This is a genomic window from Pseudomonas sp. 2848, from assembly GCF_003253945.1.
Lineage (GTDB): Bacteria > Pseudomonadota > Gammaproteobacteria > Pseudomonadales > Pseudomonadaceae > Aquipseudomonas.
This window is the reverse complement of the sequence record NZ_QKZD01000001.1, coordinates 362,139-388,070: the sequence shown is the minus strand read 5'-3', so window position 1 is coordinate 388,070 and position 25,932 is coordinate 362,139. Positions and strand designations below refer to the sequence as shown.

Genomic DNA, 25,932 nt, shown 5'->3' with positions numbered 1-25,932 from the left:
GGCGCCCCTTGCAGGGCGCCTTTTTCGTGGGAGCGGCGGTGCGCCGATGCGATTTGTCCCGCGATAGGCCCATTGAGGTTTAACGTTTCTTCCCACCCAACAGCGACCCCATCAACCCACGCACCAACTGGCGCCCCAGCTGATTGGCCGCCTGGCGCACCGCCGACTTGATCGCCTGCCCCGCCGCGCTCTGCAAGAAATCGCCTGCCTTGTCGGCGAAGCTGTCTTCCTCGGCCTTGGCCTGGGGTACCGGTTCCACAGGCTCACCCTTGCGCTGCGTGAGCATTTCATAGGCCGACTCACGATCGATCGGTTTGTCATAACGCCCTGACAACGCTGACGCCGCGATCAGCGCACTGCGCTCAGCCGCGCTCAAGGGTCCGATCCGCGACTGTGGCGGCGCGATCAACACCCGCTGAACCATGGCTGGCGTGCCCTTCTCCTCCAGGGTGCCAACCAAGGCTTCGCCGATACCGAGCTCAGTGAGCACCGCCAGGCTGTCGAACGCCGGGTTCGGCCGGAAACCATCAGCCACGGCACGCAATGATTTCTGCTCCTTGGCGGTGAAGGCGCGCAGGCCATGCTGGATACGCAACCCCAACTGAGCCAACACCGCATCCGGCAGATCTCCCGGCGACTGGGTGACGAAGTACACCCCCACGCCCTTGGAGCGGATCAGCCGCACCACCTGCTCCAGGCGGTCCTGCAACGCTTTGGGCGTACCATTGAACAGCAGATGCGCCTCATCGAAGAACAGTGCAAGCACGGGCTTGTCGGCATCGCCGCGCTCCGGCAATTGCTCGAACAGTTCAGCCAGCAACCACAACAGGAACGTCGCATAGACCTTGGGAGCGTCATGCACCAGACGGCTGGCATCGAGCAGGTGAATGCGGCCGCGCCCGTCGCCCTCCGGGCGCAGCAGATCTTCGAGCTGCAGCGCCGGTTCGCCGAACAATGCCTCAGCCCCTTGTTGTTCCAGCGTCGCCAACCGGCGCAAGAGCGCCTGCGTGGAAGCGCTGGTCATCAACGCGCTGTCCTCGCCCAGCAATTGCGGGTTGTCCTTGAGGTGCGCGAGCAGGGCCTTGAGGTCCTTCAGGTCGAGCAGCAGCAAGCCCTCCCGGTCGGCCACCTTGAACGCCGCATACAAGGCAGCCTGCTGGCTGTCGGTGAGCTCCAGCAGGTTGCCCAGCAGCAGCGGCCCCATTTCACTCATCGTGGTGCGCAGGGGATGCCCCGATTGCCCCGCGACATCCCACAGGCTTACCGGGTAGCCCCGGGGCGTGTGGTTCAGCCACGGCATGCCGGCGATCCGCTCGGCCACCTTGCCCTGTGGCGCGCCCGCCGCACCGAGGCCACACAGATCGCCCTTCACATCCGCCGCGAATACCGCCACCCCGGCGTCACTGAACAGCTCGGCGAGGTGCTGCAGGGTCACCGTCTTGCCGGTGCCCGTGGCTCCGGCCACCAGGCCATGCCGGTTGGCCAGGCGCATGGCCTGGGATACCGGCTGACCATCCGGCCCCGCCCCTACAACCATTCGTAAGGAATCTGACATCTTCTTTCATCCCCTGCTCAAGTTCTGCCGCGTGACAGCCGATATTTCAAAATGATTCTTACCAGAAAGACAGTAACAACCCGAAAAGGACCCACGGGACTTGTTGCACTGTTTTCCAGCCGTGCTTTGTGCGAACGACCCGATAAAAACCTTAGCGGACACGATCACGTTATGAACAAAAGCCTTCGTTTCAGCCACAAGATTCTTCTGGCGGCATCACTGATCGTGATACTCGCCTTCAGCCTGTTCACCCTGTACAACGACTATCTCCAGCGTAACGCCATTCGCGAAGACTTGGAGAACTACCTGGCCGAGATGGGCGAGTCTACCTCCACCAACATCCGCAACCTGTTCGAAGGGCGCATCAAACTGGTCGACAACGTCGCCCAGAACCTCGCCCAGTTCCCACAGAACACCGGCACCCTGCTGGGCCAGAATGCGCTCACCTCGAGTTTCCTGACCATCTACCTGGGCCAGCCCGACGGCACCTTCACCGTGCGCCCCGACACCAAGATGCCCGACGGCTACGATCCGCGCGTGCGCCCGTGGTACAAGGACGGCCTGAACGCCAGCGGCCCGATCCTCACCGAGCCCTACATCGACATGGCCACCAACAAGATGGTCATCTCGATCATCAGCACTGCGTCGCGCTCGGTTGGCGTGGTCGGCGGCGACCTGGCCCTCGACGGCCTGGTGGAGATCATCAACTCGCTGAACTTCGGCGGCATGGGCTATGCCTTCCTGGTCAACGACCAGGGCAAGATCCTGGTGCACCCGGACAAGAGCCTGGTGATGAAATCGCTGACAGACCTGTTCCCGCAGAACACCCCTCGCCTGTCCCGCGACCTGACCGAAGTCACCCTCAATGGCGAAACCCGCCTGCTGACCTTCACCCCGGTCAAAGGCCTGCCATCGGCCAACTGGTACATCGGCCTGTCGGTGGACAAGGACAAGGCATTTTCGATGCTCAGCACCTTCCGCACCTCGGCAGTGATTGCCACAGTGGTGGCGGTGGTGATCATTATCGCCCTGCTCGGGCTGTTGATCCGCGTGCTGATGCAGCCACTGCACACCATGACCCGCGCCATGTCGAACATCGCCGAAGGCGAAGGCGACCTGACCCGCCGCCTGGAAATTCACAACCACGACGAATTCGGCATTCTCGGCACCGCTTTCAACCGCTTCGTCGAACGCATCCACGGTTCGATCCGCGAGGTGTCATCGGCCACCGAGCAGGTCAACGAAGTGGCGCTGCGCGTGATCAGCGCCTCGAACTCGTCGATGGCCAACTCCGACGAGCAGTCCAATCGCACCAACAGCGTCGCCGCCGCCATCAACCAGCTCGGTGCCGCCGCCCAGGAGATCGCCGGCAATGCCGCCCAGGCCTCGCAGCATGCCAGCTCCGCGCGGCTGCTGGCCGAGGAAGGCCAGCAGGTGGTGCAGCGCAACATCGATGCGATGAACCGCCTTTCGGACCTGATCGTCACCTCCAGCGAGCATATCGAGACGCTCAACAACAAGACCGTGAACATCGGCCAGATCCTCGAGGTGATCACCAGCATTTCCCAGCAGACCAACCTGCTCGCCCTCAATGCCGCCATCGAGGCGGCACGCGCCGGTGAGGCCGGCCGGGGCTTCGCCGTGGTCGCCGACGAGGTACGCAATCTGGCGCACCGCACCCAGGAGTCGGCGCAACAGGTGCAGACCATGATCGAAGAGCTGCAGGTTGGCGCTCGCGAGTCGGTCGACACCATGGGCCAGAGCCAGCGTCACAGCCAGGACAGCATGGACATCGCCAACCAGGCCGGCGAGCGCCTGGGCAGCGTCACCCAGCGTATCGGCGAGATCGACGGCATGAACCAGTCGGTGGCCACCGCCACCGAAGAGCAGACCGCCGTGGTCGACTCGATCAACATGGATATCAACGAGATCAACATGCTCAACCAGGAAGGCGTCGAGAACCTGCAGGCCACCCTGCGCGCCTGTTCGGACCTGGAACAGCAGGCCGGTCGCCTCAAGCACTTGGTCGGCAGCTTCCGCATCTGACCCTGCGCCCGCTCCCACTTTTGCAGTGGGAGCGGGCCGCGCCAAACCTCGATCGAACAAACTATCCTTCAAGTAGGTCAACCCTAAGGCGCGTCATCGTCGGCCCAGTGCCGCCTGGTGACACACCCGAGGACGATCCCGGAGGGATGCTGATCGTGCACATCGCCGACATCACCATGTTCTACGCCCCGGCCAGCGGCGGGGTAAGAACCTATCTTGATGCCAAACACCACCGCCTCGACGCCATGTCCGGCGTTCGCCACAGCCTGTTGATTCCCGGCGCCAGCGCCAGCCAGACCAATGGCGTCTACCATGTTCCCGCGCCGCCCCTGCCCTTCGGCAACGGCTACCGTTTCCCGGTGCGCCTGGCCCCTTGGTGCAAGGAGCTGCGTCGTCTGCAACCCGACCTTATCGAAGTCGGCGACCCCTACCTCACCGCCTGGGCGGCCCTGGAAGCGCGGCGCAAGCTCGATGTCCCGGTGATCGGCTTCTATCACTCCGACCTGCCGCTGCTGGTGAGCAACCGCATGGGCAATTGGTTCACCCCCAATGTCGAGGCCTATGTCAGCAAGCTCTACGGACATTTCGACCGGGTACTCGCGCCCAGCCAGGTGATGGCCGACAAGCTGCGCAGGCTGGGGGTCGAGAATGTGCATGTGCAACGCTTGGGGGTGGACCTGATGCAATTTCACCCTGACAAGCGCGACCCCGGCCTGCGTCGCGAACTGGGCATCGCCGATACCAGTCGACTACTGGTGTTTGCCGGCCGTGGCTCGCGGGAAAAGAACCTGCCGGTACTGCTCGACTGCATGCAGGCACTCGGACAGCCCTATCACCTGCTTTTGGTGGGCTCGAACATGCCGATCGGGGTGCCAGACAATGTCAGCGTGATCGACCACTTCTGCCCCCCCGATGAAGTCGCTCGGCTACTGGCCAGCGCCGACCTGCTGGTGCATGCCGGCGACCAGGAAACCTTCGGCCTGGTCATTCTCGAGGCCATGGCCAGTGCCACGCCCGTGGTGGCCGTGCACGCTGGCGCCTTCGGCGAAATCGTCAACGAACAGTGCGGCCACCTGTGCCCACCTAACGACGGCCGCGCCATGGCCGCCGCCGTGCGCGAAGTCTTCGACCACGGCGTGCGCCAGCTTGGCAGCCAGGCGCGTCGCCACGTGGAACGCCATTACAGCTGGGACAACGTGGTCAGTGGCCTGCTCCAGCATTATCAGGCGGTGCTGGGCCACCCGCTACCGGTGCGCGCCCATGGCTGAGCACGCCTCCACCCGACGCAGCCTGATGCTGGTGCTGCACGACGTGGCGCCGGAAACCTGGCCGGACTACCAGCCCTTCGTCCAGGCGATCGATGACTTGGGGGACGTGCCCATGACCTGGCTGGTGGTGCCGGATTTCCACCACCGCAATCCGCTCACGCATTCGCCCACCTTCTGTCGCCTGCTAGACCGACGCCTGGCCCGTGGCGACGAACTGGCCCTGCACGGCTACTACCATGCCGACGACGGTCCGGCGCCTCGCGGGCCGCGCGAATATTTCATGCGCCGGATCTACACCCACGAAGGTGAGTTCCACGGCCTGGAACAGGCCAGCGCACTTCAGCGCCTGCAAGCCGGGCTGGCGTTGTTCGGGCAACAAGGCTGGCCAGTGGCGGGGTTCGTCGCCCCCGCCTGGCTGATGAGCGAAGGCACGCGCCAGGCGCTGCGCCAGCTGCCGCTGCGCTACACCAGCACCCCAAGGCACCTGTACCGGTTGCCGGACTTCACCGCCTTTGATGCCCCGGGGCTGGTATGGAGTGCGCGCAGCGCCTGGAGACGAGGGTTGTCCAAGGTCGTCAGTGACTGGCAGTGCCGGCGCTGGCGCGAGGCCGACACTCTGCGCCTGGGCCTGCATCCGGTGGACATGCGCCACGCCAGCTCACGCAATTACTGGCTCGAGACCTTGCACCAATTGCTGGCGCAGGGACGTGAGCCACTGACCAAGTCGGCCTGGTTGGAGCGCCAGGCCGCGCCATGAGTCGCCTGGGCTGGCTAGGCCTGGCATTGCTGCTGGCAGTGTCAGTGCCCGCCCTGCTGGGCGGCCGCGATTTGCTCCCACGCCTGCAATCCTTCGCCCCCGGCCTGATGGCGCTGCTGCTGGGCATGATCTTGCTGTGCTGGACGCTCAATGCCCTGCGCCTGCGCCTGCTGCTCGGCGAACAGGGCGCCCGGGTGGGCCGGCTCCGCAGCCTGGGAGTAGTCATGGCCACCGAGTTCGCCATCTGTACCACTCCTGGCGGTACGGGAGGCCCACTGACGCTGATGACCCTTCTGAAACGCGAGCGTATCGCGCCTTCGCTTAGCGGCGCGGTGTTCGCCATGGACCAGTTGAGCGACCTGCTGTTCTTCTTCTGCGCCATGCTGGCGATAGCCGCGTACGCCCTGTTCCACAGGCTCGGCCACAGCCAAACGCAAATGTTGATGGGCAGCGCGTTGCTCTTGTGCACCGCGCTGGCGGGGATCGTCCTGCTGCTGCGTTATCGACGCGGGGTGATGCGCGGCAATGGCCGGCTGTTGCGGCGCCTGGGCATGTCAGCGGCACGGCGGCGACGCTGGGCACGCAAAGTGCTGCGTTTCATCCATGCCCTGGGCGATACCTGGCGCATGCCACGGTGCACACTGGCTGCGGTGTTCTGCCTGACCTGCGCGCACTGGTGCCTGCGCTATAGCGTGCTGTACCTGGTATTGCGCGGATTGGGCGTGGAGCTGGCATGGATTCCGAGCTTCCTGGTGCAGATGCTGTCGCTCAGCGCGGGGCAGTTCAGCCTGCTGCCGGGCGGCGCCGGCGCGGCGGAGCTGACTTCGGCGACCTTGCTGTCACCGCTGGTGGGCAGTTCGACGGCAGCCGCGGCCATTCTGATCTGGCGCGCGGTTACCTACTATTTCTATCTGTTGGCGGGGGGGCCGGTGTTTCTATATCTGCTGGCGCGGCCATTGCTGGATCGTCGGCGCCGACAGACGGGTTGAGCCGCCCCCAGAGTTCGACAGCACCAGGGAACTCAGTGCCGTCTTCGTCGCTCAGGGCCTCGGGATCGAAGCGGGCCAGGCAACCCTCGCCCAAGGTCGCTGGCGCCGAGGCGCCGGCCTTGTCACGTGGATCCGCCATGCACCGGCCCTCGACTCAGTTGAACACCACGGTCTTGTTGCCGTGCACCAGCACGCGGTCTTCCAGGTGATAGCGCAGGCCACGGGCCAGGACCATCTTCTCCACGTCGCGGCCGAAGCGGACCATGTCCTCGATGCTGTCGGCATGGCTGACCCGTACCACGTCCTGCTCGATGATGGGGCCGGCGTCGAGCTCCTCGGTCACGTAGTGGCAGGTCGCGCCAATCAGTTTCACCCCACGCAGCGCCGCCTGGTGATAAGGCTTGGCGCCGACGAACGACGGCAGGAAGCTGTGGTGGATGTTGATGACCTTTTCCGCGTATGCCTGGCACAGCTGCGGCGGCAGGATCTGCATGTAGCGCGCCAGCACCACGGCATCGGCACCGCACTCCTCGACCAGGCGCGATACCTCGGCGAACGCCGGCTGCTTGTCCTTCGGATCGACCGGCACATGATGAAATGGAATGCCGTGCCATTCGACCATGCTGCGCAGGTCGTTGTGGTTGGAGATCACACACGGGATCTCGCAATCCAGCTCGTCGGTGTGCCAACGGTGCAGCAGGTCTGCCAGGCAGTGCGACTCGCGGCTGGCCATCAACACCACGCGCTTCTTCTGTGCCGAATCGGTGATCCGCCAGGTCATGGAGAACTCTTCGGCGATCGGCGCGAACGCCTCGCGGAAAGCTTCGATACCGAACGGCAGGGACTCGGCGCGAATCTCATGGCGCATGAAGAACCAACCGCTCTGCTCGTCGGAATGGTGGCTGGCTTCGTTGATCCAGCCATTGTAGAGGGCCAGGAAATTACTGACTTTCGCCACGATGCCGACACGGTCGGGGCAAGCAATCACCAGTCGATAGGTGCGCATGAGAGAGACTCCAGAACTTCGCAAAGGCGCGTATTCTAGCGGCCTGCCGGGGAAAACGCAGTAATCATCTTTACCAGAGCGCCTTGCCTGGGGGGCTCGATCACACAGGGCCATTCCCATTTTCCCTAAGGGGTGATCGGCATTGCCCAAGGCAATTTGTAAATTTTTCTTAACCTAATGACTGTGAAGTCATGCCCTACTATTAATTGAGTCTTCAATTTTAAATTGTTTACTTGAGAGTATCGTCTGTCTATTATTGCCCCACTGTCTCTCTCTGAACATGCACTAAGGAACACACCATGTCCCTGATCAACGAGTACCGCGCTACCGAAGAAGCTATCAAGGAACTTCAGGCCCGTCTGGCCAACCTGTCGCAAGACGGCAAACTGCAAAAAGAGCTGGAGTTCGAAAAGAAGCTGCGCGAGCTGATGGCCGAAAACGGTAAATCGCTGCGTGACGTGATCGCGCTGCTCGATCCGGAAAGCAAACTGAGCAAGGCCCCGCGTGGCGCAGTCAAGACCACCGGCACCAAACGTGCACGCAAGGTCAAGCAATACAAGAACCCGCACAACGGCGAGGTTATTGAAACCAAGGGTGGCAACCACAAGACCCTGAAAGAGTGGAAAGCCAAGTGGGGCGGCGACGTCGTCGAAAGCTGGGCCACCCTGCTGGACTGATACGCTTAAACGGGCGCATTGGTTTCAACATGAAAACGCCGGCAGTTGCCGGCGTTTTTGTTTATCTGCACATTTCAAAGCTGGTATTGCACTTTCAGTTGTCGGATATGGCCCTGCCAGGCTTCCAGTACCTGGCGCCCCGCCTCGCTGGCGTCTAGCAGGCTGCTTTGGCATGCCAGCTCGAAATCGGCCAGGGTGTTCGGCGCACCAAAGGCAGGGTCTGTAAGACGTTGCTGACAGAACGCATGCCAACGTGCGCGCTCTTGTTCATCAAGGGTGTCGGAAAAGTTTCGCGCCCGATAGCGGAACAACAATTCCGGCAGGCGCGGATCATCGAACATCCACTGCCCCTTGGCCAATTGCGCCGGATCGGTACACCGCACTTGCTCGCTCAGGCGTTTGTCGCGGTCACCGAGGAAACCGTCATACAACTGTTGCTCCGGGTCTTCACTGGGTGCAAAGCCCTCTTCCTGATAGATGATGCCCAGCTTGTCTCGCCAAACACTTTGCTGGTTGGCCAACTGCTGCGCGTGTGCCTGCAACACCGACAATTCAAGCCCCAACCGTTGTTGATCGGCCGGGCGCAGTACCGATAGCGGCGCCAGCACCGGGCACCGATTGATATGCACCAACTTCAGCGGTACCGGTAGTTCGCCCTCGGCCATATCTTCGTGCCGCGTGTACAAACGCTCACGCAATGCTTGCGCACTCTCCTCGAGCAGCGGCGAATTATCCTGTTGCAAGTCGCAGACTATCAGCGCGTTGCGATTACGCGGGTGCCAGGCCAATGGCAACACCACACCGATATAGTTGCGCTGCGCCGAGAAACGTCCGGATACATGTACCAGGGGCTGCAATAGGCGGATCTGCTCCATGACCTTGTGCTTGCTGCGCAACTGGAACAACCAGTCATACAACCTGGGCTGCCGTTCCCGAATCAACCGGGCCAGGGCAATGGTCGCCCGCACGTCGGAAAGCGCTTCGTGGGCATGGCCATGGTCGATGCCATTGGCCTTGCTCAACAGCTCCAGACGCAAGCTGGTGCGCCCATCCTGCTGCGGCCAGACGATGCCCTCAGGGCGCAGCGCATAGGCAGTACGCACCACATCGATCAAGTCCCAGCGGCTGTTGCCCCCCTGCCATTCACGGGCATAGGGGTCGAAGAAGTTGCGGTAGAGGCTGTAGCGGGTGACCTCATCGTCGAAGCGCAACGTGTTGTAGCCGGCGCCACACGTGCCAGGCCGGGCCAGTTGCGCATGGATGCGCGTCATGAATTCGGCCTCGCACAGCCCCTGGCTGGCCAGCTGCTGTGGAGTGATGCCGGTCACCAGGCAAGCCGCCGGGTGCGGCAGGATATCGTCGGAGGGCCGGCAATAGAGGCTGATCGGCGCCTCGATCTCGTTGAGATCGAGGTCGGTGCGCACGCCGGCCACCTGCAGGGGGCGGTCGCAGCGTGGATTGATGCCGGTGGTTTCGTAGTCGTGCCAGAAGATGCTGGAGCTCACGGGGTCTTCCTGTAACAAGGTCGACCAGAGTCTAACGGCACGCGCGAGGGCTGGGCCAGCCTTACGCAGAGGCGTTCATGGGCCGGAAGCTGAAGAAATCGCGCAGCGAGCGGACAAAGCCGTCGTATTCCTGCGGCGCCTGCAACAACATGAAACCGGCATCGAAATGCCCGGGCGTTTCATCTTCGCGGCACCACAGGCAACTGGCGGTCAGGTTGATGAACTGCAGGCCACCGCCGGCAAGGGGAACACGCAGTTGCAGCTCGAAGTCCGGCCCCACCAGCACCGGCAACTGGCTGATCAGCATCAGGCCGTCTTCGGAAGCATTGCCCAGATAGCCGATCTGCTGGTCGGTGCAGCGGTTGAAGACCTTGAGCACGCAAGGCAGTTGATGACGCTCTATATGTCGCTCGATAAACATGATCGCAGTGAAGTCCTGTACCTGGAGCCAGGAAGACAAGGTACTGGCGATGATCGTTACAACTCTCCAACAGATTAGCCCAGTCCGACGGACGGACTACATGAAATCATCGACACCTTGGGATTAACGCCAAGGTGTAGTGTTCACCGGGCTGGCCACCGCCGCTTCGCTGCCACGCAGGTGGCCGAGCTTCTCCAGCGTCTGCAGGCGCGCCTGCGCGCGGTAGGCGTATTCGTTGCGCGGGTACTGCTGGATCAGGTACTGGTAGGTCTGCGCCGCGTCGACGTAGAGCTTCTGGCGCTCCAGGCACTGGCCACGCAGCAGCGATACTTCCGGGTGGATGAACGGCCGGGCACGGCTGGTGCGGTCGACCTGCGACAGCTCCAGCATCACCTTTGCACAGTCACCACGGTCATAGGCGCGATAGGCATTGTTCAGGTGGTGGTCCATGGACCAGCGGGTGCAGCCGACGACACTGGCCGCCATGGTCAAAACGATCAGGGTGCGCATGGGAATTCTCCTTTGATGGCAGTGTATCGGCCTTTCACGGCAAATCTTCACAGCCTTTTGCAAGCATACCGCGACCGTTCAAACGCCACCCTCGCAACCGTACAGGTAGTGCAACGGAACAATGACTACAACGCAATTGAGGAGTAGCCTTTCGCTGCGCTTCACTATAGGAGTCTGTGCATGACCATCCGCCGTACCAAAATCGTCGCCACCCTTGGCCCCGCCAGCAACTCGCCGGAAGTGATCGAACAGCTGATCCTCGCCGGCCTTGACGTGGCACGCCTGAACTTCTCCCACGGCACCCCGGACGAGCACAAGGCCCGCGCCCGCCTGATCCGCGACATCGCCGCCAAGAACGGCCGTCACGTCGCGCTGCTGGGGGACCTGCAGGGTCCGAAGATCCGCATCGCCAAGTTCGCCAACAAGCGCATCGAACTGAAAGTCGGTGACAAGTTCACCTTTTCCACTGCCCACCCGCTCACCGAAGGCAATCAGGACATCGTCGGCATCGACTACCCCGACCTGGTCAAGGACTGCGGCGTCGGTGACGAACTGCTGCTCGACGACGGCCGGGTGGTCATGCGCGTCGAAACCGCCACCGCAGACGCCCTGCACTGCGTGGTGATCATCGGCGGCCCGCTGTCGGACCATAAAGGCATCAACCGCAAAGGTGGCGGCCTGACCGCACCGGCCCTGACCGAGAAGGACAAGGCCGACATCAAGCTGGCCGCGGAAATGGACCTGGACTACCTGGCCGTATCGTTCCCGCGCGACGCCAGCGACATGGAATACGCCCGCAAGCTGCGTGACGAAGCCGGCGGCAGCGCCTGGCTGGTAGCCAAGATCGAACGCGCCGAAGCGGTCGCCGACGACGAGACTCTCGACCAGTTGATCCTCGCTTCCGACGCAGTCATGGTTGCCCGTGGCGACCTGGGCGTGGAAATCGGCGATGCCGAGTTGATCGCCATCCAGAAGAAGATCATCCAGCACGCCCGCCGCAATAACAAAGCGGTGATCGTGGCGACCCAGATGATGGAGTCGATGATCCAGAACCCGATGCCGACCCGCGCCGAAGTATCGGACGTGGCCAACGCCGTGCTCGACAACACCGACGCAGTGATGCTGTCAGCCGAAAGCGCCGCCGGCAGCTACCCGATCGAAGCCGTACAGGCCATGGCCCGTATCTGCTCGGGCGCCGAGAAGCACCCGACCAGCCAGAAGTCCAGCCACCGCCTGCACACCACCTTCGAGCGCTGCGACGAGTCCATCGCCCTGGCGGCGATGTACACCGCCAACCACTTCCCCGGCGTCAAGGCGATCATCGCCCTCACCGAAAGTGGCTACACCCCGCTGATCATGTCGCGCCTGCGTTCGCACGTGCCGATCTTCGCCCTGTCGCCGCACCGTGCTACCCAGGCCCGTGCCAACATGTTCCGCGGCGTCTACCCGATTGCCTTCGACCCGGCCTCGCTGCCGGCCGACAAGGTCAGCCAGGCGGCGGTCGACGAGCTGCTCAAGCGCGGCCTCGTAGAGCAAGGCGACTGGGTCATCCTGACCAAGGGTGACAGCTACCACACCATCGGTGGCACCAACGGCATGAAGATCCTGCATGTCGGTGATCCGCTGGTCGGCTGATCTGCCAGCAAAAGCCATCGCGGGGCGACCCGACTTGCCCCGCGATGCTTTCAGGCCTCAGACGTGTTCGCTGAAAACATCCGCCAATACCTGATTCCGCGGTACCCCGGCAATGAACAGTCGACGGGCGAACCGCTCGACACTCCCCGGCGCCCCGCACAGCAATACCATCGTCTGGCGCGACGCCAGGCGCAAACCGGCCAACGCCTCATCCAACTGCTCGGCCAGAACCAACTCCACGCTCACCCCTTCCAGCGCCTGCAACGCCTCCGCCAGGTAGTGCCCGGCTGGCGTGCGCGCCACATGCAGCAGCCGAATCTCGCCCTGATGCCCCTGGCGCAGCGCCTCGCGCAGGATGCCCCACAAGGGTGCCAGCCCGGTGCCCGCCGCCAGCAGCCACAAGGGCCGCGCCTGCCAGTCAGGGTCGTAGTGCAGCGCCCCGCCGCGCAGCTCGCCCAGCCTCAATGCATCGCCTACGTGCAACTGCCGGGCCCTGTCGCAAAACACGCCGGGGCGACTGCAATCCAGGTGAAACTCCAGCGCCTCATCCTCTCCCGGCAGGCTCGCCAGCGAGTAGGGGCGGGCCACGTCGCCGCACCACAGCACCAGGTGCTGGCCAGCCTGGTAGCGCAGCGTCCGGCCTGGGCGCAGGCGCAGGCGCAGCACATCGCCGAACCAATCCAGTGCAACCACCGTGGCCGGCCGGCCATCCTGCAGCGGGTCGAACAGCGCCACCCGCAGGTCGCCGGCCACCGAGCACTGGCAGGCCAGGCGCCAGCCCTCGTCGCGCTGGGTCGCACTCAGGGCCTCGGGCCTGGCATCCACGGGCAGGCCATCGAGGCAGCGCACCAGGCAGGCGTGGCAACTGCCGGCGCGGCAGCTGTAGGGCACATTCAGGCCTGCCTCGTTGAGGGCATCCAGTAGATTGCTGCCGCTTGGCACTGCCCATTGGCGCTCGCCCACGCAAAGTTCGGGCATGGTCAGGTTTCTCATTCGATTCAAGGTTTTCTGGGGGCGCTGAAGCACGAAGCGCTCCCGAGGCCACAGCATCGCATGTCATCAGCAAAAAGGATGCCCCTTCCCTGCCGACCTTGGTCCAGACCACATGCAGGTGTTTCCGAAGACGGGGGCACGGTATACTGCCGCGCCTTTTTTGTGCCGGCCCGACCAGCCGGTGCCTTGCCAGGCGTTCCTGACATACAGGTGTGCACTGTCGGAATGCCTTTTCGAATGTTCCCGTCTTTAAGAGGAGCGCGCTGCATGACCGTGATCAAGCAAGACGACCTGATTCAGAGCGTCGCCGACGCCCTGCAATTCATCTCGTACTACCACCCCGTCGACTTCATCCAGGCGATGCACGAGGCCTACCTGCGTGAAGAGTCGCCTGCCGCGCGTGACTCGATCGCCCAGATCCTGATCAACTCGCGCATGTGCGCCACCGGCCACCGCCCGATCTGCCAGGACACCGGCATTGTCACCGTGTTCGTGCGCGTCGGCATGGACGTGCGCTGGGACGGCGCCACCCTGAGCGTCGACGACATGATCAACGAAGGTGTGCGCCGCGCCTACAACCTGCCCGAGAACGTCCTGCGCGCCTCGATCCTGGCCGACCCGGCCGGTGCCCGCAAGAACACCAAGGACAACACTCCGGCAGTGATCCACTACTCTATCGTCCCCGGCGACAAGGTCGAGGTGGATGTCGCGGCCAAGGGCGGCGGCTCGGAAAACAAGTCGAAGATGGCCATGCTCAACCCGTCCGACTCGATCGTCGACTGGGTGCTCAAGACCGTCCCGACCATGGGCGCTGGCTGGTGCCCGCCTGGCATGCTGGGCATCGGCATCGGCGGCACCGCCGAGAAAGCCGCGGTGATGGCCAAGGAAGTGTTGATGGAATCCATCGACATCCATGAGCTGAAAGCCCGTGGCCCGCAGAACCGCATCGAAGAGATCCGCCTGGAGCTGTTCGACAAGGTCAACCAGTTGGGCATCGGCGCCCAAGGCCTGGGCGGCCTGACCACCGTGCTCGACGTCAAGATCATGGACTACCCGACCCACGCCGCCTCCTTGCCGGTGTGCATGATCCCCAACTGCGCCGCTACCCGTCACGCCCACTTCGTGCTCGACGGCTCCGGCCCGGCCGAGCTGGAAGCGCCGTCGCTGGACGCCTACCCGGAAATCGTCTGGGAAGCCGGCCCAAGCGCCCGCCGCGTGAACCTCGACGCGATCACCCCGGAAGAGGTCGCCAGCTGGCAGCCGGGCGAGACCATCCTGCTCAACGGCAAGATGCTCACCGGCCGCGATGCCGCGCACAAGCGCATGGTCGAGATGCTCAACCGTGGCGAAGAGCTGCCGGTGGACCTCAAAGGCCGCTTCATCTACTACGTCGGCCCGGTCGATCCGGTCGGTGACGAAGTGGTAGGCCCTGCCGGCCCGACCACTGCCACGCGGATGGACAAGTTCACCCGGCAGATCCTCGAGCAGACCGGCCTGCTGGGCATGATCGGCAAGTCCGAACGTGGCCCGACTGCCATCGAAGCGATCAAGGACAACAAGGCCGTGTACCTGATGGCCGTCGGCGGCGCCGCCTATCTGGTGGCCCAGGCCATCCGCAAGTCGAAGGTCCTGGCCTTCGCCGAGCTGGGCATGGAAGCGATCTACGAGTTCGAAGTGAAGGACATGCCGGTCACGGTCGCGGTGGACAGCAAGGGTGAATCGGTACACATCACCGGCCCTGCGCTGTGGCAGAGCAAGATCGCCGAAAGCCTGGCGGTGGAAGTAAAGTAACGTCTACACCGCAGTAGGAAATAAGCCGCTCCCTTGAGGAGCGGTTTTTTTTGCTCGCAGGAAATTGATGCTGGCTCCTACAGCCAGCAATATGTACCGCTCTCAAAGCGTAATTTCCAACTCAAATGAGGCCTCATCTCCTGCAGAGGCAGACCTCATGAGCAATACCTTAAAAGCCAATCAATGGCTACGCCATTTCCAGCTGGATATCACCTCCAACTCCCGCCGCGTTTATGCCAATGGCCACCAACAAGTGGAGATCACCGTCACACTCGAACCTCGCAAAGGCCAGACGATCTCTCAGCAAAGCCTCGACTCACTGACCTTGGTCCAGATCGATGACGAAGGCAATCCTCGAGTGCTGGATCATCCGCACCTGTATGCGCACTCCGAGCGCGACGAACGATTTGTCTACCATAACGCTTCCGGCACCGCACCCAGTGCGCTGATGGCACACTCCCCCCAGTCCATTCGCCGTCGCTTTTATGTGAGCTCGAAGCGTCCTGGTGGCACGCTCAGTCAAATTTATGCATTGATCTGGAAGGATGAAGATCATTATTTCGTGACGAATGCCGATCCCTTCAAATCCTCGGTCGTCATTGAGTCCATTGCGCCTGTGCCGCCCTCTAATGACCTCTTCAAATTGAGCAGCGAGCCGGCCCTCACGTACAAGCTCCCAAGTAGCAATCTGAACTACTGGGATGATGAGTTCGAAGAATCCGTCAGCTACTTCGGATTTGCCGATCCAAGGACCAGGATGGTCCAAAGCGAGGCGCTGGCCACACCTTCGTCTCAACCTGTCTATGAAATGAACAGCTGGGATCACGCATTGATCTCGTTCCAACTCACCAATGACTACAGCCAGTACCGTAAGGTGACGATGTATGAGGTGGGCCAGCCATTCACATTGCAATCTCCAGAGTCGGACCGAGCCCATCACCAGCGTCCTGCTCACATGCTCATCCATTTGTACGCCAAACGCTTCTATAACCGTCACTACAGCAGCTCGCAGACGAAGCGCAGTATCTGGAAGGTGATCGACCAGCATGGCAATGACTATGAAGTCGAATTCTTTGTCGCAGAAGCAGGCAAACATGTGTCCTTCAAGGTAAGTGCGAGCCAGGCCTGACCTTCCTGGAAACTCGGTGCCCGTGAAAAGGGGCACCGACCTCTCCCTGCAACAGGAAACACCCAATGTCCTCGATACATACCCAAGCCAGCAATTTTCTGGACTTCATGAAAACCGGCGTGGACAACCGTACCGGCCAGTTCACCCTCGCGGTCTCCCTGCCGCTCCCACCCGCCAACCAACTGTGTGGACCGGCGCTCTCGGTCACCCTAGCCTTCAGCGTGCTGGGCTCAAGTGTCAACAAAGGCTATGGACTAGGCTGGACCCTCGGACTGTCCGAACTCGACCGGAACACCCTGAGGCTCGCCTCCGGCGAGCAGTACGCCATAGATCAAGATGCCTCCACGTTCGCAGCCGATACGCCGCTGACCTTCAGCGATCAAAAACTCCCGGCGCTGCGAGTCACCCCACAACACAACGGTGATTTCCGGGTAGACAAGAAATCCGGAGAACGCGAAATCCTGCGTGAGCAGGAAGACAGTGGACGCTATCTGGTTGTGGAAATGCACTCCCCGGAGGGCCATCGCCTGTTCATCGACTGGGCGCCCTACGGCAATGACGGCCATTTCATTCTTCAGCAAATCAGTGATGAACAGCGCGCGCTGCTGAGCGTGGATCAGCTGGAGGAAGAAGTTCATCTCATCTTCAACCCGGATACCACGCAAGCGCTCATGTTGCGTCTGGTGTTGAGCAATGACCGACTCAGCGAAATCCACGTTCCCGGCATCCAGCGCCCTTTCGGCATCGAGTACGACGCCCTGGCCCTGGACAATGGAGCCCACCTGCTGCTGCCCACCACCCTGCACAGTCCGCTGGGCGCCCATGACATCGTCAAGTGGGCGACCGGGGCCGACGGCCATCAGTTGCCGGCCAACGCACCGTTTTCCCACCTGCCGCGGGTCGAGTCATGGATCCACAGCGCCGGCCCCCCCGACACCGAAAGGATGCACCACTACCGATGGGTCGGCACGGCCAATTTCCTTGGCTTCGGCAGCGCCCAGGCGTTTTCCTGGGAACATGGTCGAGACAACCTCTATCAGGTCGAAAGCGACTACCAATACGAAGTGGTCGAAACGGTCAGCGATGCACAAGGCACGATCCTGAATACCATCACTCGCACCTGGAACCGCTTTCATCTGCCCCTCCTGGAAAGCTCGCGACGAGGCGATTGCGAGATCAGCACGCATACCCGCTATGGTATCGATCCTGGCAAAACCTGGGAGGAGCAATCCAGTACCTGCCAGCTCCCCCATCAGGTCTCGACCACTTACACAGACCATGCCCGCCCAGGGGCCAGTCGCACCGAAACGACGGTTTATCAATACGACAACTACGGCAACATCACCCAGGTCGACTACCCAACCGGCATCAGTGAGATCAATTGCTACTATCCCGCCGAAGGGGGAGAAGGTTGCCCAGCTGATCCCTTGGGGATGGTGCGCTTCCTGCGCAAGAAAACTACCCGGCCAGCCAAGGCTGACGGCTCAGCTCCAATGTTGAGCAGCACGTACACCTATGCGCCACTTCCTTCACTGATCGTGGATGCCCCAGCGCATATCGTGGTCGAGCGTGAGCAGTTGCTGGACGAGCTGGACGGCCGCTTGCTGGAGGAGACCCGCCACATCTATTTCCATCAGCCTCACATCTGCTACGGGCGCATCCAGCGAAGCGTCACGACGCTCAACGGCAGGTCTACCGCTACCGAATACCACTATGGGCACGCAAAGGGAGCGTTGGTTTTACGGAGCACGATCATCGGCTTCGAGAATGACGACGTGAACCGCTCAACCCACAACAGCGCGCAGTCCCTGCTCACAGGCCAGACCATTTGGGAACGCAGCGAGAGCGGGGCGCTCACCCGCTACGAGTATGACCAGATTGGCCGTATCGTCCGAACACTCAACGCAACCGGTAGCCCGTACCAGACACAGCGTCTGGTGCGTTACCACCTGGGAGACGCACTAGCCGTGAACCTGCACGGTACCAGCGCCCTGCCAGCGATGATGGTCGAACAGGTGGAGGTCACCGGCCGACGCCAGCGTCTGTGGCTCGACGGCGACGGACGTACCCGGCGTATCGAATTGGAAGACCTGGACAACGAACCCGGTCGCTTCCTTGAAATCATGCGCTGTGAATTCGATGCCCTGGGCCGGCAGATACGCCGGACGACCCAGGACTGGTTGTCCAAGGATTCGCCTGTTCCGCTGTCCCTGACCACCACCACCGTCTTCGACGACTGGGGCCAAGCCACCCTCACCATCGACGCCCAAGGCATACACACACATACGGTCCAGGACCCAATCACTCGTCGCTGCGAGCAATGGCAAGCTGCGGGCGGACTCTCCAGCCCTCGGAATGTGACCCTGAAAAACCTCGCGGGCAGTCCCATCGAAGAGCAGCGCTACGATTGCGAAAACAATCTGGCCCGTACATTGAAGTGGGTGCGCGATGGCCTGGACAGGGTAGTCGAAGAGCGGCTCAGCGTACCGAACATGTCCACAACCGTTACCCGCTACCGATACGACCACTATTCGCGGGTCATCGAAAAAATCTTGGAAGATGGCACTACCCTCGCGTGGCAATTCGCGCCCCACAGCGATGGACAGCATCCCGAATTGATTACCACCACTGCCCCTGCGCAGGAGGAACAACCATGAACGCCATTACCTTGGGGCGGCAGACTTTCGACGGCCTGGGCCGCCAGCGCTCGGTCGAAGTGGCCGGGCGCACCACCCACTACCACTATCGCCCGGGCCAGTTGCCTCCCCACGCCAATACGCTTGCCGATGGAAGGCGCGTGGACTTCGCCTACGAACCACAACTGCACGACGTGCTGCTGTCTTCCACTGCCGAGGGCGGCCACAGCGAACAACTGCATTATCACCCTCGCCTGGGTCAGCCCACCGAGGCCAGTGGTGCCCTGGGGACGCTGAAGTGGAGCTTCTCACCCGCCGGCTTGCCGCAGCAGGAGTCCTGGGACGTCGAGGGCGCCGAGTACAGTACCCTTTGGCATACATCGTTGGCCGGCAGGCCACTGGGTTTCGTGGACGCCAACGGCACCAAACAACAACGCCATTACGATGCATTCGGCAGGCTCGCGCAAATCATCGCAGGCAAGGTCAGTACGCGTATAACCTATGATGCCCTTTCGCGTGTGAACCAAGTCACCACTCAAGATCAAGACGCCCGCGTTCTGGTCAGGCAACTGACCTACGATGCCATGGGGCGAGAGGCCAGCAGCACCTTCACCCTGACCGAAAACGGTGCAACTCGGACCTTCACCCAAACCCTCGGCTACAACACACTCGATCAGCTCATCCGACGTACTGGCAATGACGGCCAGCAAGAGGCTGACGAACGCTTCGCCTACGATTCGCGAGGCCGCTTGGTGCGCTTTACCGCGAACACCAATGCCGCACCACGGGATCCGTTCGGCAACGCCATCGTCGAACAACGCTTTGTCTTCAATGAGCGCGACGGCTATCGACAAGTCACCAGCCGCTTCAACGACGGCAGCGAAGATGTTGCCCACTTCCACTACGCAGCCGATGACCCCTGCCAGATCGTGGCGATCGATCATAGCCACTCCAGCTGGCCAGCGCGGATCGAGCTGACCTACGACGCCCACGGACGCGTCATCGCCGACAGCCTGGGGCGCAAGATCACGTGGGACGCCCACGAACGTCTGCAACGCGTCGAATATGAGGGCAGGACGTGCGAGTACCGCTACACCCCGAATGGCCAACTACGCGACCGAATTATCAATGGCACGCTCAACCGCAGCTTCTTCAGCGGCAAGCAACTGACCCATGAGCACCAGGGAAACACCACACTTGAGGTAATGGGCGACGGCAGCACTCTGTTCGCGGTGAGCGCGATCACCGAAGGTGTACGCCAGACAACTTTGCTAGGCTGCGACGGCCAAGGCTCGATACGCATCAAAGCCGGCGCCCAGGCGCACATGCTGCAATACACCCCACATGGCAGCGAACAAGGCAACGACCAGCAACAGCCGTTCGGGTATGCAGGAGAACGCCGTGAACCCCTGACCGGCTGGTACATCGCCGCAGGCTATCGGCCCTACGACCCATTGTTGATGTGTTTCCTCGCGCCCGACAGCGAAAGCCCGTTCGGTCATGGCGGTATCAATGCCTATACCTATTGTGGCGGCGACCCGGTCAACCGCATCGACCCAGATGGGCACAGCTGGCAGACCTGGGTCCTGGCCGGCATTGGCCTGGCGGTCGGAGCACTGGCTACGGTCGCCAGCTTTGGCGCCGCCGGCGCCGCGCTTGCCGCGGGCGGTATCCTCAGTGCCAGCGGTGCACTGGCAGTGGCGACGGCGACGCTCAACATCGTGTCCTTGGGCACGGGAGCGGCAGCGATGGCGATGCAGGCAGAAGGCAAGAATGAGCAAGCCGCCAACGTGCTCGGCTGGATATCGTTGGGCACAGGGGTCGCCAGTCTTGCAACGGGGGGCTTGGCGCGGATGGCTGGAAAAAGCGTCAGCACCCTCAAGCGCAGCAATGCACTGAGAAAGCCCGCAGCTCACGCCCCCAAGAACCCTCAGCATTCAATTGACGTCATGTTCAGAAGCCCAAGAACCAACCAAGCAGAGGTCGTCTGGTACGACGATGCATGGGGCAGAGGGATAAAAGCTTTTGAAACACATGGGGGCAAGAACGGTGTCTTGATGAATGCGGCCGGCCAATACGAAGACGCAGCACGCATCGCGCTGCGCGAAATAGCCCCGCGCCTGGCCCATACGCCAGCTGGCGAGCCCATCGTACTGCTGGCCTGCTGGGGCGGGAAAAGCGGCGCGGCGCAACGAATCGCCGATGTGCTGCAACGCCCGGTTTATGGCACCGACAAGATCACTTACGTCCCAGGCGTAAGCCGTATGGACAGGCTGGACGTCGGCAATCTATGGTCGACCGTGCCCATGCAGAAGATCTCTAGATACCGTCGATTGCTAGGTGCCAAAGGTCCGTACGACTTCGACAGTACCCTGGAGCCGGCAACTGGACGAATGTACTTCCCATCATGAGGCCCCTACCTGTAGACACACCGTCAGGCAGATCATATCGGTAGCGCCTTGAGCCAGAACGACATGATCTTGTCGCTGCTTTCCTGCTCGTCCCGATCGCGCCAGGCATGACAGGTACGCAATGAAGGGTCCTGCAGGAAGCCGCGGTTACGCCAGAAACCGTGCAATGGTTTGTAATTGGCAGGCCGCAGCGGGTGTATGCCTGGGCGCTCGACGACGCAGAACGCGCAGTAATCGAATTCGGCCAACTTGTGTGCATACGATTCGCGCTCGATGAAAAAGCGCACGCCCAGGCCCTGACTGCGATAAGCAGGTAGCAACACCGAGCCACCGAAGTAGTACACCGACGTCGGATCAAGTCCCTGGGCAAGGAACGATTGCTGGAAGAGAGGCGTCTCGTCTGTCAGCGGCAGGCCGGTGGAGGCACCTACTAATTGGCCACCGTCCAATGCCAATACCATCAGGCTGCGACCAGAATCGGCGTAGGTGGCCAAGTGATTCGTCTCATGCTCCAGCGAACCTTCATAGAGGTAGGGATACTCGCGAAACACCGTCAGGCGCAAGCGCGCAAGCTCATCGATATAAGGCGCAATCGCCGCGCCATGCAGCAAGCGTATTTCCATGGGGAAGCAGTCGTCTGGTCGCGGTGGATAACGCGCTCGGGCAAGCCGGCCTGAGGGGAAACCCTACCATCGGCATCGCAACCTGCCGTTGTCCCTGCGCGACAGGTACTTCTCCAGGACCGCTACGACGGCTTGCTCACGACCTTACTGAATGCGCGTCCCAAGCACCTTGAGAAACGCCGCAAGCCACGCCGGATGCGCAGGCCAGGCCGGCGCCGTCACCAGGTTGCCGTCCACATGGGCCTGGTCCACCGCGATATCGATAAACCGTCCGCCCGCCAGCCGTACCTCGGGCGCACAGGCGGGATAAGCGCTGCACTCACGCCCTTCGAGCACACCTGCCGCCGCCAGCAACTGCGCCCCATGGCACACCGCTGCGATCGGCTTGCCGGCCAGGTCGAACGCCTTGACCAGCTCCAGCACCTTGTCGTTCAGGCGCAGGTACTCCGGCGCACGCCCACCGGGGATCAGCAACGCGTCATAGCTCTCGGCCCGCACCTGAACGAAGTCGTAGTTCAACGCGAAGTTGTGTCCGGGCTTCTCACTGTAGGTCTGCTCGCCTTCGAAATCGTGAATCGCCGTGCGCACCGTCTGCCCGGCGATCTTCTCCGGGCACACGGCATGGACGGTATGGCCGACCATGGCCAGGGCCTGGAACGGCACCATCACTTCGTAGTCCTCCACATAGTCACCCACCAGCATGAGAATCTTCTTCGTCGTCATCGCATCCACTCCATCGGTTGTCTGGGAACAGTTCCAGCACGATAGTCTGCTTTGCGTGACGGCGATATACGTCGCTAGTCGCGGCGATCCAGCAGATTGGCCACCAGCCGGTCCAGCCAGCCCCACAGGCGCTGTTGCACCCGACGCCACAGTGGACGGGCATGCCAGCGCGCCAGGTCGACCTCCAGGCTCTGGGCGAAATCGCGCTCGAAGCTGGCGGCGACAGCAGCACTCAGCGGCGGATCGATGGCTTCGACGTTGGCCTCGAGGTTGAAGCGCAGGTTCCAGTGATCGAAATTGCACGAGCCAACGCTGACCCAGTCGTCCACCAGCACCATCTTCAGGTGCAGGAAGCATGGCTGGTATTCGAATATCCGCACCCCGGCACGCAGCAGCCTTGGGTAATAGCGGTGCCCGGCATAGCGCACCGCCGGGTGGTCGGTGCGCGGGCCGGTGAGCAGCAGGCGCACGTCGATGCCCTTCTGCGCGGCACGGCGCAGCGAGCGCCGCACGCTGAAGGTCGGCAGGAAGTACGGCGTGGCCAGCCAGATGCGCCGCTGGCCGCTGTTCAAGGCGCGCACCAGCGCATGCAGGATGTCCTTGTGCTGGCGGGCGTCGGCATAGGCCACCCGGCCCATGCCCTGGCCCTGCGCCGGCACCTGGGGCAGGCGCGGCAGGCCGAAGCCCTCAGGCGGGCGCCAGGCGGTGCGGCGCTGGTTGGCGTGCCACTGGCGGTCGAACAAGAGTTGCCAGTCGGTGACGATCGGCCCCTCCATGCGCACCATCACCTCGTGCCACTCGCTAGTGTCGGCATCCGGTGTCCAAAACTCGTCGGTGACCCCGGTACCACCGACCACCGCCCAGCGTTCGTCCACCAGCAACAGCTTGCGATGATCGCGATAGAGGTTGCGCAAGCCCCGGCGCCAGCGCAGGCGGTTGTACCAGCGCAGCTGGACACCCGCCGCCAGCAGGCGCTCGCGCAACGACGCGGTAAAGGCCAGCGAACCGTAGTCGTCGAACAGGCAGCGCACCCGTACGGCCCGTCGCGCCGCCTGCTCCAGGGCATCGACCACAGCTTCGGCGCAGGCCCCGGCCTCGACCAGGTAAAGCTCCAGGTCGACCTGGTGCTCGGCACGCATGATCGCCAGGAGCATGCGCGGGAAGAACTCGGGGCCGTCGATCAGCAGTTCGAACTGGTTGCCATCCCGCCAGGGAAAGACCGGCCCCGGCATGTCAGCGGGCGGTGAAGATCAGCACCGCGCTCACCGGCACCGAGGGGTTGATCGACTTGAGCCCGGCCAGCTTGCGCAAGTTTTCCAGGCCCGGCAGCAGGCCGAATTCAGAGGCGCGCAGGATCAGCGGCTCCAGCGTCACCACCTGGAAACGCCGCTCGTCCAGGCGCGTGGCCAGCAACAGCGTGTTGTAGCTACGGGTCTGGCCGTGCAGGGTCACGCTCACCGGCAAGCGCAGCTCCAGCTGCGCGCCGTTGGCCAGGTCGTTGATCGGGCGCAGGTCGATCTGCGCCTGCACCGTGGCCTCGGGAAACTGCTCGAAGGCGAACAGGCCGTCGCGCATGCGCTCGTCACGCAGCGGGATGCCGCTGCTGATCGAGTCCATCTCGATGCTGACCTCGGCCGCGCCCTTGCGGTCGACCTTGCCATGCAGTACCAGGAAACGGTTGACCTCGGCAATATTGCCATTCTTGCCGGTGACGAAGGACAGGCGCGAGGATTCGCCATCCAGGTGCCAGTTGGCATGGGCGGGCAGGCACAGGGCGAACAGGAGGGCAGGCAGCAGGCGGGATGGCTTGAACATGTGAAATCCTGTGAATCAAGGCCGTCAACCTTACCCGCACGGTTTCACGGCAGCAAGCGGCAGCCTTCGCGGTTGCCCTGCCAGGCCGCCTGGTTGCGCCGACCAAGGCCCTCGGCGGTGACCAGGCGCCGGGGGCTGTCCTCTTCCAGCAGGCCCAAGGGCAGGTACTGGCGCACATAGTCCCGGCAATAGGCCTCAGCGAAACCCATCACGAACCGGCACGAACAGTACTCTTTAGCCGAGTAGGCCGAAAGGATACCTGGGAAGTCCGCCAACGCCTGGCGCTCGTGCCAGCCCCAGGTCGACAGGGCCAGTACGAGCAGAAGCACGACCCGCTTCATGCACCCTCCCCGGCGACGGCCGCCAGCACCCGCTTGAGCAGTTCGTTGTGGCTGAAGCTGCCATCGCGGTCATCGGCGTAGCGCACGATCACCAGCTTTTGCGTGGGCAGCACATAAAGCGCCTGGCCCCAGTGGCCGAGTGCGGCGAACGTGTTGCTCGGCGCATCCGGCCACGGCACCGGCTGGCCGGGCAATGACTGGTTGAGCCACCAGTGCCCGCCGGGGTTGGCTTCGCCCGGCACAGACTGCGCGGCGCTGAACAAGGTGCGGTTGAACGCCACCCACTCGGCCGGCAGCAACTGTTGTTCGCGCCAGCGCCCGTCACGCTGCATCAACAGGCCGATGCGCGCCAGATCGCGCGCACTGAGATAGAGGTACGAGGAACCTACATAAGTGCCCGCGCCATCACGCTCCCAGACCGCACCGTCGATCCCAAGTGGGGTGAACAGGGCTTGCCAGGGATAGTCCGCATAGCGCCCAGGTGCGAGCATGCCGCGCAAGCTGGCGGCCAGCAGGTTGCTGTCACCGCTTGAGTAGACGAACTGCGTGCCGGGCGCACTGGCAGCGGGCCTGGATGCCGTGTAGGCGGCCATGTCGGTGCGGCCACGGGTGTAGAGCATGGCCACCACCGACGACTTCAATGGCGCATATTCGTAATCTTCCTGCCAGGCCAGGCCACTGGCCCAGTGCAGCAGGTCGGCCAGGCGCAGTCCGGCATGCCGCTGCAGGGCCGGGTAGTAGCGGGCAGCCGGGTCATCAAGCCTGAATCGCCCCTCGCCGTAAGCCACGCCCATGACCGTGGCCAGCACGCTCTTGCTCACCGACCAGGTCAGGTGGGGTGTGTCGACACGGGTCGGCTCGGCGTAGCGTTCATGGAGAATGCGCCCGTCGCGGATGATCAACAACGCATCGGTGCGAATGCCACCGCGCGCGGCATCGCGTGGCGCGAAGGCGTAGGTGTCTACGGCCTGCCAGTCGATGACGGCGTTGTCGACTGGCCACTGCGCTGAGGGCCAGTCTTCGGCCAAGGCCGGGGCTGCGGTCATGGCAAGGGCAAGTAGCACTGCCTTCATGGGGAGCTCTGCAAGGGGCTGCTTTGCA

22 protein-coding genes and 1 pseudogene are annotated in these 25,932 nt (G+C 62.7%); 11 read left to right on the top strand and 12 right to left on the bottom strand.

The genetic code is table 11. The features are described from left to right. Window positions 1-79 precede the first annotated feature (79 nt). Window positions 80-1,555: a helicase HerA-like domain-containing protein gene (locus DFS21_RS01805; RefSeq protein ID WP_111531732.1), complete on the bottom strand. Its 1,476-nt coding sequence runs from the start codon at window positions 1,553-1,555 to the stop codon at window positions 80-82. Window positions 1,556-1,606: 51 nt separating this feature from the next. Between DFS21_RS01805 and DFS21_RS27175 the strand changes: the two are divergent. The 5 genes and pseudogenes from DFS21_RS27175 to DFS21_RS01785 all read left to right on the top strand — a co-directional run. Beyond that, a pseudogene (locus DFS21_RS27175) lies at window positions 1,607-2,743 on the top strand (cache domain-containing protein); the annotation flags it as partial. Between the two features lie 93 nt (window positions 2,744-2,836). Next, the gene (locus DFS21_RS27170; protein WP_371041571.1) at window positions 2,837-3,601 is read left to right on the top strand and encodes a methyl-accepting chemotaxis protein; all 765 of its coding nucleotides are present in this window, start codon (window positions 2,837-2,839) and stop codon (window positions 3,599-3,601) included. Between the two features lie 146 nt (window positions 3,602-3,747). Continuing rightward, window positions 3,748-4,869, top strand: coding sequence for a glycosyltransferase family 1 protein (locus tag DFS21_RS01795; RefSeq protein WP_110697627.1), 1,122 nt, complete (start codon window positions 3,748-3,750; stop codon window positions 4,867-4,869). Next, window positions 4,862-5,626, top strand: a complete 765-nt coding sequence (locus DFS21_RS01790; protein ID WP_110697625.1) for a DUF2334 domain-containing protein — start codon at window positions 4,862-4,864, stop codon at window positions 5,624-5,626. The genes DFS21_RS01795 and DFS21_RS01790 overlap by 8 nt, the downstream gene beginning before the upstream one ends. After that, a complete protein-coding gene (locus DFS21_RS01785; protein WP_110697623.1) occupies window positions 5,623-6,615 on the top strand; it encodes a lysylphosphatidylglycerol synthase transmembrane domain-containing protein in 993 nt (330 codons plus the stop codon). Before DFS21_RS01790 ends, DFS21_RS01785 begins: the two co-directional genes overlap by 4 nt. Window positions 6,616-6,769: 154 nt before the next feature. On the opposite strand, the gene purU is transcribed toward DFS21_RS01785, so the two are convergent. Beyond that, window positions 6,770-7,621 carry a formyltetrahydrofolate deformylase gene (gene purU / locus DFS21_RS01775; RefSeq protein ID WP_046856933.1) on the bottom strand — a complete coding sequence of 284 codons (852 nt, stop codon included), beginning with the start codon at window positions 7,619-7,621 and terminating at the stop codon, window positions 6,770-6,772. 299 nt (window positions 7,622-7,920) lie between these two features. On the opposite strand from purU, the gene mvaT reads away from it, so the two are divergent. Continuing rightward, on the top strand, window positions 7,921-8,298 hold the full coding sequence (gene mvaT, locus DFS21_RS01770; protein WP_028690229.1) for a histone-like nucleoid-structuring protein MvaT: 378 nt from the start codon (window positions 7,921-7,923) through the stop codon (window positions 8,296-8,298). 74 nt (window positions 8,299-8,372) lie between these two features. On the opposite strand, the gene sbcB is transcribed toward mvaT, so the two are convergent. The 3 genes from sbcB to DFS21_RS01755 form a co-directional block, all read right to left on the bottom strand. Next, window positions 8,373-9,803 (bottom strand): exodeoxyribonuclease I, encoded by a 1,431-nt coding sequence (sbcB, locus tag DFS21_RS01765; protein WP_110697619.1) that lies wholly within the window; start codon window positions 9,801-9,803, stop codon window positions 8,373-8,375. A 61-nt stretch (window positions 9,804-9,864) separates the two neighbouring features. Continuing rightward, window positions 9,865-10,224 carry a PilZ domain-containing protein gene (locus tag DFS21_RS01760; RefSeq protein ID WP_046856935.1) on the bottom strand — a complete coding sequence of 120 codons (360 nt, stop codon included), beginning with the start codon at window positions 10,222-10,224 and terminating at the stop codon, window positions 9,865-9,867. A 123-nt stretch (window positions 10,225-10,347) separates the two neighbouring features. Further along, window positions 10,348-10,734: a tol-pal system YbgF family protein gene (locus DFS21_RS01755; protein WP_023631127.1), complete on the bottom strand. Its 387-nt coding sequence runs from the start codon at window positions 10,732-10,734 to the stop codon at window positions 10,348-10,350. Window positions 10,735-10,914: 180 nt separating this feature from the next. Between DFS21_RS01755 and pyk the strand changes: the two genes are divergently transcribed. After that, a complete protein-coding gene (gene pyk, locus DFS21_RS01750; protein ID WP_023631128.1) occupies window positions 10,915-12,369 on the top strand; it encodes a pyruvate kinase in 1,455 nt (484 codons plus the stop codon). A 57-nt stretch (window positions 12,370-12,426) separates the two neighbouring features. On the opposite strand, the gene DFS21_RS01745 is transcribed toward pyk, so the two are convergent. Continuing rightward, on the bottom strand, window positions 12,427-13,347 hold the full coding sequence (locus tag DFS21_RS01745; RefSeq protein WP_111531730.1) for an iron-sulfur-binding ferredoxin reductase: 921 nt from the start codon (window positions 13,345-13,347) through the stop codon (window positions 12,427-12,429). Between the two features lie 282 nt (window positions 13,348-13,629). On the opposite strand from DFS21_RS01745, the gene DFS21_RS01740 reads away from it, so the two are divergent. The 4 genes from DFS21_RS01740 to DFS21_RS01730 all read left to right on the top strand — a co-directional run bounded on the left by DFS21_RS01740 (window position 13,630) and on the right by DFS21_RS01730 (window position 21,329). Continuing rightward, window positions 13,630-15,153, top strand: a complete 1,524-nt coding sequence (locus tag DFS21_RS01740; RefSeq protein WP_102682788.1) for a fumarate hydratase — start codon at window positions 13,630-13,632, stop codon at window positions 15,151-15,153. 157 nt (window positions 15,154-15,310) lie between these two features. Then, window positions 15,311-16,282 carry a hypothetical protein gene (locus DFS21_RS01735; RefSeq protein WP_110697615.1) on the top strand — a complete coding sequence of 324 codons (972 nt, stop codon included), beginning with the start codon at window positions 15,311-15,313 and terminating at the stop codon, window positions 16,280-16,282. 65 nt (window positions 16,283-16,347) lie between these two features. Beyond that, window positions 16,348-18,939 (top strand): RHS repeat protein, encoded by a 2,592-nt coding sequence (locus DFS21_RS26600; protein WP_158539542.1) that lies wholly within the window; start codon window positions 16,348-16,350, stop codon window positions 18,937-18,939. Then, window positions 18,936-21,329, top strand: coding sequence for an RHS repeat-associated core domain-containing protein (locus tag DFS21_RS01730; protein ID WP_158539541.1), 2,394 nt, complete (start codon window positions 18,936-18,938; stop codon window positions 21,327-21,329). Before DFS21_RS26600 ends, DFS21_RS01730 begins: the two co-directional genes overlap by 4 nt. Window positions 21,330-21,361: 32 nt before the next feature. Here the strand turns inward: DFS21_RS01730 and DFS21_RS01725 are convergent, their stop codons facing one another. The 6 genes from DFS21_RS01725 to DFS21_RS01700 all read right to left on the bottom strand — a co-directional run bounded on the left by DFS21_RS01725 (window position 21,362) and on the right by DFS21_RS01700 (window position 25,904). Beyond that, window positions 21,362-21,952: a GNAT family acetyltransferase gene (locus DFS21_RS01725; RefSeq protein ID WP_111531728.1), complete on the bottom strand. Its 591-nt coding sequence runs from the start codon at window positions 21,950-21,952 to the stop codon at window positions 21,362-21,364. 144 nt (window positions 21,953-22,096) lie between these two features. Beyond that, window positions 22,097-22,675, bottom strand: coding sequence for a DJ-1/PfpI family protein (locus tag DFS21_RS01720; RefSeq protein ID WP_110697602.1), 579 nt, complete (start codon window positions 22,673-22,675; stop codon window positions 22,097-22,099). 74 nt (window positions 22,676-22,749) lie between these two features. Beyond that, complete coding sequence (locus DFS21_RS01715; RefSeq protein ID WP_111531727.1) at window positions 22,750-23,907, bottom strand: phosphatidylserine/phosphatidylglycerophosphate/cardiolipin synthase family protein; 1,158 nt, start codon at window positions 23,905-23,907, stop codon at window positions 22,750-22,752. A 1-nt stretch (window position 23,908) separates the two neighbouring features. Continuing rightward, window positions 23,909-24,490, bottom strand: a complete 582-nt coding sequence (locus DFS21_RS01710) for a YceI family protein (protein ID WP_110697598.1) — start codon at window positions 24,488-24,490, stop codon at window positions 23,909-23,911. Window positions 24,491-24,534: 44 nt separating this feature from the next. Next, window positions 24,535-24,831, bottom strand: coding sequence for an amidase (locus DFS21_RS01705; RefSeq protein WP_110697596.1), 297 nt, complete (start codon window positions 24,829-24,831; stop codon window positions 24,535-24,537). Beyond that, a complete protein-coding gene (locus DFS21_RS01700; RefSeq protein ID WP_110697594.1) occupies window positions 24,828-25,904 on the bottom strand; it encodes a serine hydrolase in 1,077 nt (358 codons plus the stop codon). The genes DFS21_RS01705 and DFS21_RS01700 overlap by 4 nt, the downstream gene beginning before the upstream one ends. Window positions 25,905-25,932 lie beyond the last annotated feature (28 nt).